The sequence below is a fragment of the Sphingomonas sp. CFBP 13603 genome (assembly GCF_014892665.1).
Classification (GTDB): Bacteria; Pseudomonadota; Alphaproteobacteria; order Sphingomonadales; family Sphingomonadaceae; genus Sphingomonas.
Genome location: NZ_JADBIA010000012.1, coordinates 29871 through 45676, shown reverse-complemented (window position 1 = coordinate 45676; position 15806 = coordinate 29871). Strand labels below are relative to the sequence as shown.

Genomic DNA, 15806 nt, shown 5'->3' with positions numbered 1-15806 from the left:
CCGCTACGCCCCCAGCATGCGCCAATATCTAGACCTCATGGACCGCGTGCTCTCGACCGGCGTCGAGACGATGGACCGCACTGGCACCGGCACGCTCAGCGTGTTCGGCGCGCAGATGCGGTTCGACCTCGCGCAGGGCTTCCCCGTGCTCACCACCAAGAAGCTCCACCTCCGCTCGATCATCGTCGAACTCCTCTGGTTCCTGCGCGGCGACACCAACGTCCGCTGGTTGCAGGAGCGCAAGGTCGCGATCTGGGATGAGTGGGCGAACGAGAACGGCGATCTCGGCCCGGTCTATGGCAAGCAATGGCGCGACTGGGTCGCCGCGGACGGTCGCAATATCGACCAGATCGCCGAACTCATAACGCAGATCAAAACCAACCCCGCCTCACGCCGCCAGATCGTCAGCGCGTGGAACCCCGGCGACCTCCACGCCATGGCGCTCGCGCCGTGCCACTGCCTGTTCCAGACGCACGTCGCCAACGGCAAGCTCTCGCTACAGCTCTACCAGCGCTCGGGCGACATCTTCCTCGGCGTGCCGTTCAACATCGCGAGCTACGCGCTGCTCACGCACATCCTGGCGCAGCAATGCGGGCTCGAGGTCGGCGAGTTCATCTGGACCGGCGGCGATTGCCACCTCTATTCGAACCATCTGGAGCAGGCGCAGTTGCAACTGACGCGGTCGCCGGGGCCCCTCCCGCGCCTTGAGATCGTACGGAAGCCGGATTCGATCGACGCGTACGAGTATGAGGATTTCGTCCTCCACGATTACGTCGCGCAGGCGCATATCAAGGCACCTGTCGCGGTTTGATACGAGAGCGAATCGCAATAGGAACCCCGGGCAGCGCGCGCGGTTCAGATGCGCATGGATATCACACAGCTCATTCTCGACGAACACGCGCAGCAGCGCGCACTGTTCGCGCAGATCGATTCGATCGACGCCAAGGACACCGAGGCGCTGTCGGCGCTCTGGACCCGCCTCAAGAACCTGCTCGACGCGCATGCCGAGGCGGAAGAGCGCTGCTTCTACCCGCGGCTGATGAAGGTCGGCACCGGCGGCAACGACGCGGACTCCGCCGCCGAGGAGACCGAGGACGCGATCGAGGATCACAACGACATCCGTGAGACCGGCGAAGCGGTCGACAAGCACCCGGTCGGCTCGGACGCATGGTTCGCAGCGGTCGGCGAGTGCAACAAGGCGAACAGCGATCACCTGGCCGAGGAAGAACGCCAGGGCCTGACCGATTTCCGCAAGCATGCGACGCTGGAGGAGCGGCATGAACTGGGTGTGCGGTTTGCGGCGTTTGAGGCCAACCACCTGAACGGGGTGAAGGTCGTCGACAAGGATCCCGAGGCGTATGTGAAGGAACACGCGCCGAGCTAAATTACACATGTCCCCAAACTCCACCTCCCCGGCGAAGGCCGGGGCCCAGTTGGAAAGGTGGGAGTGACGGGACGCAGCGCTCCGTTAGCAACGTTTCCCAACTGGACCCCGGCCTCCGCCGGGGAGGTGCTAGCGTTTGGTTCGGGCGTAATCCCCGGACTAGAACCACGCCCCCCAATCCTGCATGACCTCCACATGATCACCTTCTACCTAGCCCGCGCCAGCAACGGCGTTATTGGTCGTGACGGCCAGCTCCCCTGGCGCATCCCCGCCGACCTCAAGCGCTTCAAGGCGCTGACCATGGGCAAGCCGATGGTGATGGGCCGGAAAACGTTCGAGAGCTTCCCGAGCCCCCTCCCTGGTCGCCGCCACATCGTCCTGACGCGGGGCGACTGGAGTGCTGAGGGCGCGGAGGTCGCGCATTCGGTCGACGAGGCACTGGCGATGGCGGGCGACGACGTCGCAGTGATCGGTGGTGCGCAGATTTACGCGCAGTTCCTTTCCCACGCGGATCGCATCGAGCTGACCGAAGTCCACGTCACCCCCGAAGGCGACGCGACCGTCCCCGCCTTCGACGGCTGGCACGAGATCGCCCGCGACGACCACCCCGCCGAAAACGCGCGGCCCGCCTACAGCTTCGTCACGCTCACCCGTCCCTGAGCTGTTCTCCCGCGACGGCGCGAGCCAGACTGGCCCCCCGCTTTGGCGAGAGAACAAGACGCGCAGCAGGCAACCGCACGGAAGGACTATCGCCTTTCGCGACGGCTGGTTACTGACCCGCGCATGCAACGTCTCGACGGCGGTGCGGTGCTCCCGTCGTATCTGGCGAACGGGATCGTCGCGCTGGGGAATTTCGATGGATTTCACCTCGGTCACCAGGCGGTGGTCGCGCGTGCGGTCGCCTGGGCGCGGGCCGAGGGGCGTCCGGCGCTGGTGGCGACGTTCGATCCGCATCCGGTCCGCCATTTCCGCCCCGATACCGCGCCGTTCCGCCTGACCACGCTCGATCAACGCCTGGAGCTGTTCAAGAAGGCCGGCGCCGATGCGATGGTCGTGTTCAATTTCGACGGCGATCTCGCCGCGCTGACGGCCGAACGCTTCATCACCGAGCGGCTCGAACGCAACCTGCGCGTCGCGGGCGTCGTGACCGGCGAGGACTTCACCTTCGGCAAGGGCAAGGCCGGCACCGTCCGCACGCTCGCCTCGCGTGGGCCCGCGCACGGATTTCGCGCGGAAACGGTGAGCGCGATCGAGCTGGAGGGCGAGACCGTCTCCTCCACCCGCATCCGCGAGGCGCTGCGCGCTGGCGACATGGCCACCGCCACCCGCCTGCTGACGCGGCCGTTCGCGATCCAGGGCTTCGTCCAGCACGGCGACAAGGTCGGCCGCACGATCGGCTATCCGACCGCCAATCTCGACATGGGCAATTACCTGCGCCCCGCCTACGGGATCTACGCGGTGACCGGGCGGCTGGAAGACGGTCGCGTGCTCAAGGGCGCCGCGAACCTGGGCATCCGCCCGAGCTTCGATCCGCCAAAGGAATTGCTCGAGCCGCATTTCTTCGATTTCGGCGAAGACCTGTACGGCCAGCGGATCGAGGTTGCGCTGATCGAGTATCTCCGCCCGGAAGCCAAGTTCGCCAACCTCAATGCGCTCATCACGCAGATGGACGCCGACTGCGCGCGCGCACGGACGATCCTGGCATAACCGCGCCCCTCTCCGCGAGGGAGAGGGATGGCAACGTGAGCCGCTACCGGCTACAGCCCGGCCCACTTATGACCGATACTCCTGCGCCCGCCCGCGATTACCGCGACACCGTCTTCCTGCCGAAGACCGACTTCCCGATGAAGGCGGGCCTTGCCGCCAAGGAGCCGGCGATCCTGGAGCGCTGGGCCAAGCTCGGCATCTACGACCGGTTGCGCGAACAGCGGCTCGGGCGCGAGCGCTTTATCCTGCATGATGGCCCGCCGTATGCGAACGGCGACATCCACATGGGCCACGCGATGAACAAGGTCCTGAAGGACATCATCGTCCGCTCGCAGTCGCTGATGGGCAAGGACGCGCCCTACGTCCCCGGCTGGGACTGCCACGGCCTGCCGATCGAGTGGAAGGTCGAGGAAGCGTATCGCGCGAAGAAGCTCAACAAGGACGACGTCCCCGTCGACCAGTTCCGCGCCGAATGCCGCGCCTATGCCGAGAAATGGGTCGCCGTGCAGAAGGCCGAGTTCGAACGGCTCGGCGTGATGGGCGACTGGGCCGATCCGTATCTGACGATGAAGTACGAGGCCGAGGCCGCCATCGTCGGCGAGCTGCTTAAGTTCGCCGAGAGCGGCCAGCTGTACCGCGGTGCCAAGCCGGTGATGTGGTCGCCGGTTGAAAAGACCGCGCTCGCCGAGGCCGAGGTCGAGTATGAGGACATCGTCTCGACGCAGATCGATGTCGCGTTCGAGATCGTGGAAGCCCCGAACGCGCCCGAACTGGTTGGCGCGCATGCGGTGATCTGGACGACCACGCCGTGGACGATCCCGGTGAACCAGGCGCTGAGCTATGGTCCTGAGATCAATTATCTGGCTGTGAAGATCAGCCACGCGGACAATCGGATCTTCCTGATTGCAGAACCTCTCGTACAAACATTTATCCAGCGTTTTAAACCTGTAGATCTTGAAGACACGGGAGCGACCGCAGGCATTTTTTGGGAAGGCAAGGGCTCGCAGCTCGACGGCGCAACCGCGCGCCACCCAATGCACGCACTCGGCGGGTTCTTCGCGAAGCCACGCCCCTTCCTCCCAGGCGAGTTCGTCACGACCGATGCGGGCACGGGGCTCGTCCACATGGCGCCGGACCACGGCGAGGACGATTTCGAACTCTGCAAGCAATACGGCATCGACCCGGTCTTCGCGATCGACGGCGCCGGGATGTACCGCGCCGACTGGGCATGGCTCGGCGGCCAGGGCAGCGTCATCAACAAGAAGTTCGTGAGCGCCGACGGCCCGATCTGCACCGACCTGCGCGAGGCCGGCGCGTTGCTGGCGGCGAGCGACGATTTCAAGCACAGCTACCCGCATTCGTGGCGCTCGAAGGCCAAGGTGATCTTCCGCGCGACCCCGCAATGGTTCATCCCGATGGATGCGTCTTCTGCTCCCTCTACCCTGCGGGGAGAGGGTCGGGGTGAGGGGCAGCCCAGCAATGTTGCGCCCGGAACAGCCCCTCACCCCAGCCCTCTCCCCGACGGGGAGAGGGAGCCAGGCAACGGCGCCACCCTCCGCGAAATCGCGCTCGACGCGATCGCGGCCACCACCTGGATCCCCGCGCGCGCGGAAAACCGGATCACGTCGATGGTGCAGGGCCGCCCCGACTGGGTCATCTCGCGCCAGCGCGCCTGGGGCGTGCCGATCGCGCTGTTCGTGAACCGCGCCACCGGCCAGTACCTCAACGACCCCGCCGTCAACGCCCGCATCGTCGAAGCCTTCCGCCAGAACGGCGCGGACGCTTGGTATGCGGACGGCCACCAGGCGCTGCTCGGCCCCGATTACGACCTCGCCGACTATGAAGTCGTGAAGGACATCCTCGACGTCTGGTTCGACTCTGGCTGCACGCACGTCTTCACGGTCGAAGCACGCTACGGCGAAGGCACGCGCGCGAACCTGTATCTCGAAGGCTCGGACCAGCATCGCGGCTGGTTCCAGTCGTCGCTGCTCGAAAGCTGCGGCACGCGCGGTCGCGCGCCCTATGACGCGGTCCTCACGCACGGCTTCGCGCTCGACGGCCAGGGCCGGAAGATGTCGAAATCGCTCGGCAACGTCGTCGATCCGCTCAAGATCATCGGCGAGTCCGGCGCCGACATCCTGCGCATGTGGGTCGCCTCGACCGACTATTTCGACGACGTGAAGATCGGCAAGGAAGTGCTCGCCACCGCCTCCGACGCGTACCGCAAGCTGCGCAACACGTTCCGCTACATGCTCGGCGCGCTCGAAGACTTCGACGACTCGGAGCGCGTCGCGGTGTCCGACATGCCCGAGCTGGAGCGCTACGTGCTCCACAAGTTAGCCATGATCGACACCGAACTGCGCCAGGCGGCGGAAGCGTACGAGTTCAACCGCTACACGCGCCTGCTGACCGACTTCGCGAACGAGGACCTGTCCGCGTTCTTCTTCGATATCCGCAAGGACTCGCTCTATTGCGACGCGACCGACGACATCAAGCGCCGGTCGTACCGCACCGTCCTCGACGTGCTGTTCCACGCGCTCGTGCGGTATGCGGCGCCGGTGCTCTGCTTCACCGCGGAAGAAGTGTGGCAGTCGCGCTTCCCCAACGACGACAGCTCGGTGCACTACCTCGAATGGCCGTCGCTGCCCGAAGTGGAGGATGGCGTCGAAGTCGGCAAGAAGTGGACGCAAATCCGTGCACTTCGCGAAACGGTTACCGAAGCGATCGAGCCAATGCGTCGCGAAAAGACCGTGCGTTCGAGTTTGGAGGCAGAGGTCACGATCAAATCGATGTCGCCTCTCGCGCCGACTGAAGCTGCGGAACTGGCCGAAGCCTTCATCGTCGCCAAGGTCACGCCGGGCGACGCGGTCACGGTAACGCGGACCGACTTCCACAAATGCGGCCGCTGCTGGCGTCACCTCCCCGAGGTGACCGTCGACGGCGAACTCTGCAACCGATGCGACGAGGTAGTGGCCGATGCGTAACCTGCCCAAAGCCGGGTTCGGCGCTGCGATCGCGCTGTTCCTCGCCGACCAGCTCAGCAAATGGGCGGTGACCAAGCCGCTCGGGATCGATTCGCTCGGTGATTCGCAGACGATCACGTCGTTCTTCGACCTCCGCTTCGTGCCCAACATCGGTATCTCGCTCGGGCTGCTACCCGCCGACGGACACCTCACCCGCTGGGCGCTGGTGCTGCTGACCGGCGCGATCGCGATCGGCGTCGCGGTGTGGATGACGCGCGAGAAGAACCCCGCCGATCAGGTCGCGCTCGGCTTCGTGCTAGGCGGCGCGATCGGCAATATCCTTGACCGGATCCGGCTCGGCTACGTCGTCGATTTCGCCGACCTGCATATCGGCGAGTGGCGTCCGTTTTTGGTCTTCAATGTCGCCGATGCAGCGATTACTGTCGGCGTGCTCGTCCTGCTTGTTCGGGCGCTCCTCGTGCGCGAGAAGCCCCCTGTGGAGAATTCCCATGCGTAAGTTCGTACCCCTGGCCGCCGGCCTCACATGCGTCGCGCTGCTCTCGGGTTGTGGGGCAGGCCGTAGCCTCGATCACGCACGTCCGGACGAGTTCGCCGTAGCGCGCCAGGCGCCGCTCGTGATCCCGCCCGACTTCGCACTGGTCCCGCCACAGCCCGGCGCGGCTCGCCCGCAGGACACTGCCGCCAACGCGCAGACGCTCGACGCGCTGTTCGGTGGTACTGCGCCGCGTAGTGCTGCCGAGACGGGTGTCGTCAACGATGCCGGCGCAGACAGCGACGATCCCGGCATCCGGTCGAGCGTCGGCGATCCCGGCACGACCGTGGTCGACAAGGGCTCGACGACGCGCGACATCGTCGCAGCACCAGAGGGCGACGGCCAGGACGCACGCACCACCGCGAACTGATCGCGTCCCAGCGGCTGACGAAAAAGGGCGGCTCCTCGCGGAGCCGCCCTTTTTCGTGTCTGACGGCTCGTTCCGCCGCCGGCCCCCGTCATCCTGACGAAAGTCAGGATCCAGAGCCATGAGCGCAACGCCTGCGGCTCTGGATCCTGGGTCGAGCCCAGGATGACGGGTCGGGTGGGGCGATGGATGAGTTCGAGGCCCTCCAGCAAGCGCCGAGCGCCCCTCCTTGTTCTCCCGCGAAGGGTTTCCCTTCAAAGTACTACTTTGAAGGGGGCCCGAAGGCCGGAGCTCAGTCCGGGTCCCCGCCTTCGCGGGGAAACAACCTTCGGTAGCGCCGTCCTCTCCCTCCCTTTGTCGGTGAAAGGTAGGGGGAGGACGGTTTCAGTTCAGAACGCCGCGGTCAGCGACACCAGAACCTTGCCGTTGGCGATCGAGCCGTTGCCGTCCTGCCCGCGGCTGAAGCTCGGCTGGAGATACGCCGACTCGCCCTTGCCGATGTCGGTATCGACATATGCCACGCCGAGCGTCAGCGGCGTCGTCGGGATCACGTAATCCGCGCCGAGCAGCCAGTCCCAATACTCGCCGGTCGGCGACACGCTGGTTGCGAATGGCCCGAGGCCCTTGTTGCCGCGCGAATAGCCGACATGCGCCTTCACGGTCACGCCGGTCGTCGGGATCCCGCTGCTGACGTCGCCCCAGAGATAGAGGTTGTCGTCCTTGGCGTTGACGCGGTCGTAGCCGACCGCCACCGAGGCACCGTTCGTGTACCACGGCCCGAGCGCCTGCTGCTTGGGCGCATAGGCCACGCCCGCGAGCAGCGCGACCGGGCCGACGGTGCCCGACAGCTTGGCATAGGGCTCGACGAAGTCGGTGTTGTTGAAGCCGCTCGGGTACATGTACCACGTCGCACCGACGTCGAGTGCGCCGCCGCCGACCGGCACCTTGTAGCCCGCGATCAGATCGAGCTCCATGTTGGCGCCGCCGAACGTGCCCCAGCCTGCAAGGTTGGAACCCCAGGTGCCGATATACAGCCCGCTCTTGTGCGTGATCGTGATGCCGCCCTGGACGGCGAGGTTTTCGTCCGACTGCGACACGCCGCGGAAGCGGTAGTCGCTGACGAGCCCGACCGCGCCGCTGACCGTGACCTCCTTGGGAGGTGCGGTGTCGTCCTGCGCGAACGCTGGCGTTGCGGCAGCCAAAGCAATGCCGCCGAGAAGAAGTGTGGTGAAGCGCATCGTTTCCCTTTCGATACCGGAAGTCGATGTCCGCCCTGCATCCGTGGACGCCGCATCTTTCGGGGCCAAACCCCAGTGCGGTCTTTCCAACGGTGACACCGCGATGACAGTCCATGGTGCGTTGCACAAGCGAATCTTGCGTACAATCGGGCTTTGACAGCACGCATGTTGCGCAACCGCCACAGTGCCGCCGGACGGTTGAAGCGGGTATCTAGCGTGCCTCAGCGCACCACGATGTTGATCGAACGCCGTTTTTCCCAGCCTTCGCGTTCCAGTTCCGGGGTAATGGCCTCGATTTCCGGATATCCGACGCAAAGATAGGCCACGAGCTGCCATGTCTCGGGGATTTCGAGGATCGCGCGGATGCGGGGGGGGGCCAGGATCGAGACCCAGCCGAGGCCGATTCCGTGCGCGCGCGCTGCCAGCCACAGGGTGTGGACCGCGATGACGGCGGAATAGGCGACGCTCTCGGGCATGGTCCGGCGGCCGAGACCGTGGCCCTGCTCCGGGTCGGGTTCGACGAACACCGCGACATGACACGGCGCCTGTTCGAGCCCCTCGAGCTTGAGCCGCGCGTAGTTGGCCACCCGCGTCCCATCCTGCGTCGCCAACGCCGCTGCATTGCACGCTTCGAAATCAGCGCGGACCGCGACGCGGCGTGCGGGGTCGTCGACCGTGACGAACCGCCACGGCTGACTGAGTCCGACCGATGGGGCGGCGTTCGCCGTCGCCAGCAACCGGTCGATCAGCCCGTCCGGCAACGCATCGCGCCGAAACCGCCGGACGTCTCGACGCCAGCGGAACAGCGCGTCCAGCTCGGCCTGGAACGCGGGGCCGAAGATGGGTGCGTCGGCCTCCCGCGCGGACACGCCTCGATCGGAAATCGTCTAGACCTTTGCGGCAGAGAAGGCCGCGAGCCCGGCGTCGAGATCGGCGATCAGGTCGGCGGGGTCTTCGAGGCCGATCTGAAGGCGGACCATCGGGCCTGCGGCATCACGCTTAGTGACGCTACGGTGGCGCTGCGGGTCGGCGGGGATGGCGAGGCTTTCGAAACCGCCCCAGCTGTAGCCTATGCCGAACAGCTGGAGTGCATCGATCAGCGCGGCGCGCGATGCCTCGTCGCCGCCGTTCAGGACGAACGAGAAGAGGCCGCTGGAGCCCTTGAAATCGCGGACGAACAGGTCGTGGCCGGGGCAATCGAGGAGCGCCGGGTGGAGCACCTGCGCGACTTCGGGTCGGCTTTGGAGCCACTTGGCGATCGTCAGCGCGCTAGACTGGTGCTGCGCGAGGCGGACCGCCATCGTGCGCAAGCCCCGGCTGCCAAGCCAGCAATCGTCGGGGCTCGCGACCTGGCCGAGCTGGAAACTCGTCTCGCGCAGTTTCTTGAAATGGCCGGGCGCGGCGGTGACCGAGCCGAGCATGACGTCCGAATGACCGACGACGTACTTCGTGCCGGCGAGGATCGTCAGGTCGACGCCGCGCTCGATCGCGGGGAAGAACAGCGGGGTGGCCCAGGTGTTGTCGAGCAACGTCGTCACGCCGCGTGCCTTCGCCGCAGCGACGATCGCAGGGACGTCCTGCACCTCAAAGCTGAGCGAACCCGGGCTTTCCATGAAGATCGCCCGCGTATTCTCGCCGATCAGGTCGGCGATGCCCGCACCGATCATCGGATCGTAATAGCGCGTGGTGATGCCGAACCGCTTGAGCAGCCCGCCCGCCATCCCGCGCGTCGGGTCATAGGCGCTGTCGACCAGCAACAGTTCGTCGCCTGGGGACAGCACCGACAGCAACGCCGCTGCGATCGCCGCGACGCCGGAGCAATAGAGGAACGTCCCCTCCGCGCCGGGCTCGAGCGAGGTCAGCGCATCGGCGAGGCTCCACTGCGTCGGCGTGCCCTTGCGCCCGTAGAACAGCCGGTGATGCGTATCGCGCGTGGCGCTGTCGCGGAGATGGCCAACCGAATCGTAGAGGATCGTCGAGGCGCGCCAGACCGGCGGGCTGACGATGCCCTGAGTCCATTCCGGGCGACGACCGGCGAGGACGACCTTGGTCGCGTCGCCGACCGGCTTGTTCGTGTCGCTCATGCCGTTCCTGTCGCCTTTGGGGTCTCGGGATCGCAGCCCCATTCGGACCAGCTGCCGTCGTACAGCGCTGCGTCGTTGCCGAGCAGGTGCGCGCCGAACGCCAGTACCGACGCAGTGATGCCAGAGCCGCAGGTCATCACGATCGGCTTCGCCAGATCTATGCCGGCCTTGCCGAACTCGGCCTTGAGCGCATCGCCCGTCTTCCACGTCCCGTCGGCGTTGAACACAGCGCCTTGCGGCAGATTCTTCGAGCCCGGAATATGCCCCGGCGCAGTGCCCGGCCGCGGGTCTTCCTCCGCGCCGGTGAAGCGCGACGCGGAGCGCGCGTCGAGCACCTGCTCCGCGCCGCTTGCGACGTTCGCCTTCATCTGATCGAGATCGCGCACGCCCTTCAGGTCCGCCCAGGTCGTGAAGTGGCGATGCCGCGGCGTCTCTTTCCCCGTCGCGATCTCGCGCCCCTCGGCCTGCCACTTGGCGAACCCGCCGTCGAGGATCGCCACATTGTGCGCGCCGAACAGCCGCAGCATCCACCACGCCCGCGCGGCGGTATGCCAGGGCGAACTGTCGTACAGCACGATCCGACTGCCATCGCCGAGCCCCAGCGTCTGCATCCGGCTCGCGAACTTCTCCGCCGAAGGCAGCGTGTTGGGGAGGTCGCTGTCGGTATCGCGCAGTTCGGCAAGGTTCATGAACACCGCGCCGGGGATGTGCGCGGCCTCATACTCCGCCGCCGCATCGCGCCCTTCCGCGTAGGTCGCGTCGACGATCCGCAGATCGCCCCCTCCTGATGCCGCGCCCAGTTCGTTCGCCAGCCATTCGGTGCTTACCAACGCGTCCATATGCGGCTCCTTGTGCTCGATCGGTCAGTAGCCAGCGGGGCCGCTCGCGTCGAGGGAGGCGAGGAACCCCGCTGCCTGCGCACGCGTCGCCTCGCGGTCCGCCTCGGACTGTTTCGCCCAGTTGCGATACGGCATCGCCAGCCGGTTGTTGCGCCCCAGCTTGTCCTCGTGCCGCGCGAGGAAATCCCAATACAGCGCGTTGAACGGGCACGCATCCGGCCCGATCCGCTGCTTCACGTTATACCGGCACGTCCCGCAATAATCGGACATCCGGTCGATATACGCACCCGACGAGATATACGGTTTAGACCCCAACAAGCCGCCATCGCCGAACTGGCTCATCCCCAGCGTATTGGGCAGCTCGACCCATTCATACGCGTCGACATACACCTCGAGGTACCAGAGGTGCACCTTGGCCGGGTCCGCGCCGATCAGCAGCGCGAAATTGCCCGTCACCATCAGCCGCTGGATATGGTGCGCGTGCGCGGTCTCCAGCGTCTGGCCGATCGCCTCGCGCAGGCAATGCATGTCGGTCTCGCCGGTCCAGTACCAGACGGGCAACTCGCGGTGGTGGTCGAGGAAGTTGCGCTCGACGTAATTCGGCCCCTCACGCCAGTAGATCCCGCGCATATATTCGCGCCAGCCGATGATCTGGCGGATATACCCCTCGACCGCGTTCAGCGGCGCACGCCCGGCGCGATATTCCGCCTCCGCGCGACGGCACAGATCGAGCGGATCGAGCAGCCCCGAATTGATGTAGGGCGACAGGATCGAGTGCCACAGATGCCGCTCGCCGGTGAGCATCGCGTCCTCGTAGTCACCGAACTGCGCGAGCGCGTGCTTGAAGAAATTTACCGCCTGCCGCTCCGCATCCTTCGCGGTAACGGCGTACTCGAACCCGTCGAGGCTCCCCGGATGATCGGCAAACCGCTCCGCCACCAGCGCCAGCACGTCCTTCGTGATCGCATCCGGCGCGAACACTAGCGGGCGCGGCATCAGCAAGTCGTTCTTGGCGGGCTTGCGGTTCTCCTTGTCGAAGTTCCAGCGATCGCCCTCGGGCTTGCCGGCGGTCATCAACAGCCCGGTGCGCGTCCGCATCTGGCGATAGAACCACTCCATCGTCAGCGACTTGCGCTCGGCGGCCCAGGTCTCGAAGTCGGCATGGCTGGCGAGGAAGCGGTCGTCGCTGCGGATCTCGACGGGGACGCCGAACAGCGTCTCCCAGCTTTCGAGCATCGCCATCACGCGCCACTCGCCGCCCTCGGTGACGACGATCCGCTCAGGATCATGCCGCTCGACCGCGCGCGCGATCTCGCCGGTGAAGCTGCCTGCATTATCGGGGTCGTCGAGCTTGGTGTATTCGACCGTCCACCCGGCCTCGCGCAGCGCCTCCGCGTGGTGCCGCATCGCCGACAGGATATACGCGATCTTGCGCTTGTGGTGAAGGACATAAGTCGTCTCCTCTTCAACCTCCATCATCAGCACGATCGTGGTTTCAGGATCACAGTCCCGCAACGAGGCAAGGTCGATCGTGAGCTGGTCGCCGAGGATCGGTACGAGTGTCGTCGTCATATCAGCGCCCACTCCGTCAACCCGGACGTGTTCCGGGGTCCACCGTTCCGCACGCTCGCCGACCGTGGAGTCCGTGGCACCGTGGATGCCGGAACAAGCCCGGCATGACGGAGGAAAACATCACCCACTTTGCGGCATTCGAATCGCATCCTACATGGCGGCACATGACCGCTCCCCAGAACCCATTGCATCTCGGCCAAAACAGCGCCCTCCCCGCCTCTCCAGAAGAGGCCGTGCTCGATTATGTTCCGAACCCGCGGCCGGGCCGGACGTATCTCGTTCGGTTCGCGGCGCCCGAGTTCACCTCGCTGTGCCCGGTCACCGGCCAGCCCGACTTCGCGCACCTCGTCATCGACTATGTCCCCGGCGAGACGATCGTCGAATCCAAGTCGCTCAAACTCTTCCTGAGCAGCTTCCGCAATCATGCCGGGTTCCACGAAGACTGCACCGTCGGCATCGGCGAGCGCCTGTTCGACGAAATGAAACCGGTGTGGCTGCGCATCGGCGGCTACTGGTATCCGCGTGGCGGAATCCCGATCGACGTGTTCTGGCAATCGAGTGCACCGCCGCAAGATCTGTGGCTGCCGGACCAGGGAGTCGCCTCGTATCGCGGTCGCGGTTGAGGGCCCAGGACGACGACGCGAAATATCGGTTTGATTTAGATTGATATTATTCCCGTGCTGCACTGCAGTATGTGATGAAACTTTATGCTACCTGAACCGTTCAAATGGATGCGCGACCGGGTTCTCCCAGAAGTGCGCGCTCAAACGAGGGACAGGGTATGGTGAAACCGGCGGACGGTGGGAATATCGCGCGACTGGCGCTGATCGGTAATTTCCTGCCGAGACAGTGTGGCATCGCCACCTTCACGACCGACGTTTTCACGGCCATGCGCGCGCGCTTCCCCGAGATCGCCGTCGACGTCTACGCGATGGACGATCACCCCGGCAAATACGACTACCCCGCCGAAGTCACCGGCACGATCCCCGAGCCCGATCTGTCGGCTTACATCGACACCGCGCGCAAGATCGAGGCCAGCGGCGCGCAGGCGATCTGGCTCCAGCACGAATACGGGATCTTCGGCGGTCCGGCAGGCGAGCATATCCTCGCACTGCTCGATCGTACCACGCTGCCCGTCATCGTCACGCTGCACACGATCCTCGAAAAGCCCAACGCCGATGAGCGTCGCGTGCTCGAGGGGCTGCTGCGTCGTGCTGCCCGCGTGATCGTCATGGCCGAACGTGGTCGCGACATCCTCCAGCGCGTCTACGGCGCCAATTCGCGCCAGATCGTCATGATCCCGCACGGCGTGCCCGATCGCGACCTGCTCGATCCCGCCGTACTGAAGGACAAGTTCGGCTGGGAAGGCCGCAAGGTCATGCTGACGTTCGGCCTGCTCGCCCCCAACAAGGGGATCGAGACGGTCATCAACGCGCTGCCCGCGGTGATCGCGAAGCATCCCGACCTGCTCTACGTCGTGCTCGGCGCGACGCACCCGAACCTCGTCGCGTACGAGGGCGAGAAATACCGCGACAAGCTGAAGGCGCTTGCCGCCGAGAAGGGCGTCGCCGACAACGTCTCGTTCGTCGATGCCTTCCTCGAGCATGGCGAACTGCTCGATTATCTCCAGGCGGCGGACGTCTATGTGACGCCGTACACCAACCCCGCGCAGATCACGTCTGGCACGCTCAGCTACGCGATCGGTGTCGGCAAGCCCGTCATCTCGACGCCGTACGTGCATGCGACCGAGATCCTCGCGGATGGCCACGGCGTGCTCGTGCCCTTCGGCGATGTCGACGCGTTCGCGCGCGAGATCGACGCGCTGATGTCGAACGACCGCGATCGCAACCGTCTCGCCGAGCGTGCCTATGCGCGCGGCCGCACGATGATCTGGCCGAAGCTCGCCGAGGCGATGATGACGGAGATCCGTGCGATCGTGGCGGCGCGCCCTTTTCGCCTCGCCAAGGTGCCAGCCCCGCTGAAGCAGCTGACGCCTGATTTCGCCGCGGTCGAGCGGATGAGCGATTCGACCGGCATGCTCCAGCATTCGATCTACTCGATCCCCGATCGTCGCCACGGCTACTGCATCGACGACAATTGCCGCGCGCTGATGCTGATGAGCGCACTGCCCGACCTCGACGACGTCACCCGCGACAAGTGGATGACGATCTACGCGTCGTTCGTGCAGTACGCCTGGAACCCGGACACGCGCCGGTTCCGCAATTTCATGAACTTCGATCGCACCTGGTGCGAGGATTCGGGCTCGGAAGATTCGAACGGCCGCACGCTCTGGTCGCTCGGCGTCACCGCGCGCGATGCGCAGGCCGCCAAGCACCGCGACTGGGCGACCGCGATGTTCGATTCGACCGCGTCGATGGCGCTCGAACTCGGCTCCTTGCGTGCGCAGGCGTTCGCGATGCTCGGCGCGGCGGCGATGCTGGAGGCCAAGCCCGGGCACCAGCTGTCGCTCTCGATCCTCGAAGCCTTCCCCAAGGTCCATCTCGACCTGCTCGCCAAGGCGCGCCGTCCAGAGTGGCAGTGGTTCGAGATCGTGCTCGCCTACGACAATACGCGCCTTCCGCAGGCGCTGATCCGCGCAGGCCAGGCGCTCGGGCGTCAGGACCTGATCGACTGCGGCCTCGCCACGCTCGACTGGATCGTCGCCAAGCAGACCTCGCCGGAGGGTCGTTTCCGTGCGGTCGGGTCGGAGAGCTTCAACCGCCCTTACGCGGAGCCGTTGCAGTTCGACCAGCAGCCGCTGGAAGCGCAAGCGACCGTCGATGCGTGCGCCGCGGCGTATGACGCGACCGGCGACGTGCGCTGGCGTGACGAGGCGTTGCGCGCATACGGCTGGTTCCTCGGCGTCAACGACCTCGACCTGCCGCTGGCGAGCGTCGCGGATGGCGGTTGCTATGACGGCCTGATGCCGACCGGGCTCAACCGAAACCAGGGTGCCGAGTCGATTTTGGCGCTCCAACTCGCAAGTTGTGCCATTTCAGGGGTATCAAAGGCAGCGCAAAGCGTGGCAGGAGCGGCGCGCGTCGTCGCCTAGCCACGCTAGAGAGAGCCTGACAGGCGACGGTGCGCTGAGTGGAACGA

The 15806-nt window shown here is 65.8% G+C and carries 14 protein-coding genes; 9 read left to right on the top strand and 5 right to left on the bottom strand.

What is annotated here, in order from left to right:
* Positions 1–16: 16 nt before the first annotated feature.
* The 7 genes from IFR23_RS16540 to IFR23_RS16510 all read left to right on the top strand — a co-directional run bounded on the left by IFR23_RS16540 (position 17) and on the right by IFR23_RS16510 (position 6977).
* The gene (locus IFR23_RS16540) at positions 17–811 is read left to right on the top strand and encodes a thymidylate synthase (protein ID WP_192976844.1); all 795 of its coding nucleotides are present in this window, start codon (positions 17–19) and stop codon (positions 809–811) included.
* 54 nt (positions 812–865) lie between these two features.
* Positions 866–1384 (top strand): hemerythrin domain-containing protein, encoded by a 519-nt coding sequence (locus tag IFR23_RS16535; RefSeq protein ID WP_192976843.1) that lies wholly within the window; start codon positions 866–868, stop codon positions 1382–1384.
* Between the two features lie 195 nt (positions 1385–1579).
* The gene (locus IFR23_RS16530) at positions 1580–2044 is read left to right on the top strand and encodes a dihydrofolate reductase (RefSeq protein ID WP_192976842.1); all 465 of its coding nucleotides are present in this window, start codon (positions 1580–1582) and stop codon (positions 2042–2044) included.
* A 123-nt stretch (positions 2045–2167) separates the two neighbouring features.
* Positions 2168–3091 carry a bifunctional riboflavin kinase/FAD synthetase gene (locus IFR23_RS16525; protein WP_192976841.1) on the top strand — a complete coding sequence of 308 codons (924 nt, stop codon included), beginning with the start codon at positions 2168–2170 and terminating at the stop codon, positions 3089–3091.
* A 68-nt stretch (positions 3092–3159) separates the two neighbouring features.
* Positions 3160–6075: an isoleucine--tRNA ligase gene (ileS, locus tag IFR23_RS16520; protein ID WP_192976840.1), complete on the top strand. Its 2916-nt coding sequence runs from the start codon at positions 3160–3162 to the stop codon at positions 6073–6075.
* A complete protein-coding gene (gene lspA, locus IFR23_RS16515; protein ID WP_192146736.1) occupies positions 6068–6571 on the top strand; it encodes a signal peptidase II in 504 nt (167 codons plus the stop codon). Before ileS ends, lspA begins: the two co-directional genes overlap by 8 nt.
* The gene (locus IFR23_RS16510) at positions 6564–6977 is read left to right on the top strand and encodes a DUF3035 domain-containing protein (protein ID WP_107963220.1); all 414 of its coding nucleotides are present in this window, start codon (positions 6564–6566) and stop codon (positions 6975–6977) included. The genes lspA and IFR23_RS16510 overlap by 8 nt, the downstream gene beginning before the upstream one ends.
* Before the next feature lie 386 nt (positions 6978–7363).
* Here the strand turns inward: IFR23_RS16510 and IFR23_RS16505 are convergent, their stop codons facing one another.
* The 5 genes from IFR23_RS16505 to IFR23_RS16485 form a co-directional block, all read right to left on the bottom strand.
* Positions 7364–8212: a TorF family putative porin gene (locus IFR23_RS16505; RefSeq protein WP_192976839.1), complete on the bottom strand. Its 849-nt coding sequence runs from the start codon at positions 8210–8212 to the stop codon at positions 7364–7366.
* Positions 8213–8433: 221 nt separating this feature from the next.
* Positions 8434–9081: a 5,6-dimethylbenzimidazole synthase gene (gene bluB / locus IFR23_RS16500; protein WP_192976838.1), complete on the bottom strand. Its 648-nt coding sequence runs from the start codon at positions 9079–9081 to the stop codon at positions 8434–8436.
* Between the two features lie 18 nt (positions 9082–9099).
* Positions 9100–10296, bottom strand: a complete 1197-nt coding sequence (gene metC / locus IFR23_RS16495) for a cystathionine beta-lyase (protein WP_192976837.1) — start codon at positions 10294–10296, stop codon at positions 9100–9102.
* Positions 10293–11135, bottom strand: coding sequence for a sulfurtransferase (locus tag IFR23_RS16490; protein ID WP_192976836.1), 843 nt, complete (start codon positions 11133–11135; stop codon positions 10293–10295). The genes metC and IFR23_RS16490 overlap by 4 nt, the downstream gene beginning before the upstream one ends.
* Positions 11136–11159: 24 nt before the next feature.
* Positions 11160–12707 carry a cryptochrome/photolyase family protein gene (locus tag IFR23_RS16485; RefSeq protein WP_192976835.1) on the bottom strand — a complete coding sequence of 516 codons (1548 nt, stop codon included), beginning with the start codon at positions 12705–12707 and terminating at the stop codon, positions 11160–11162.
* A gap of 164 nt (positions 12708–12871) precedes the next feature.
* On the opposite strand from IFR23_RS16485, the gene queF reads away from it, so the two are divergent.
* The gene (queF, locus tag IFR23_RS16480) at positions 12872–13330 is read left to right on the top strand and encodes a preQ(1) synthase (protein WP_056411723.1); all 459 of its coding nucleotides are present in this window, start codon (positions 12872–12874) and stop codon (positions 13328–13330) included.
* Positions 13331–13488: 158 nt separating this feature from the next.
* Positions 13489–15759, top strand: a complete 2271-nt coding sequence (locus IFR23_RS16475; RefSeq protein WP_192976834.1) for a glycosyltransferase family 4 protein — start codon at positions 13489–13491, stop codon at positions 15757–15759.
* Positions 15760–15806: the final 47 nt, after the last annotated feature.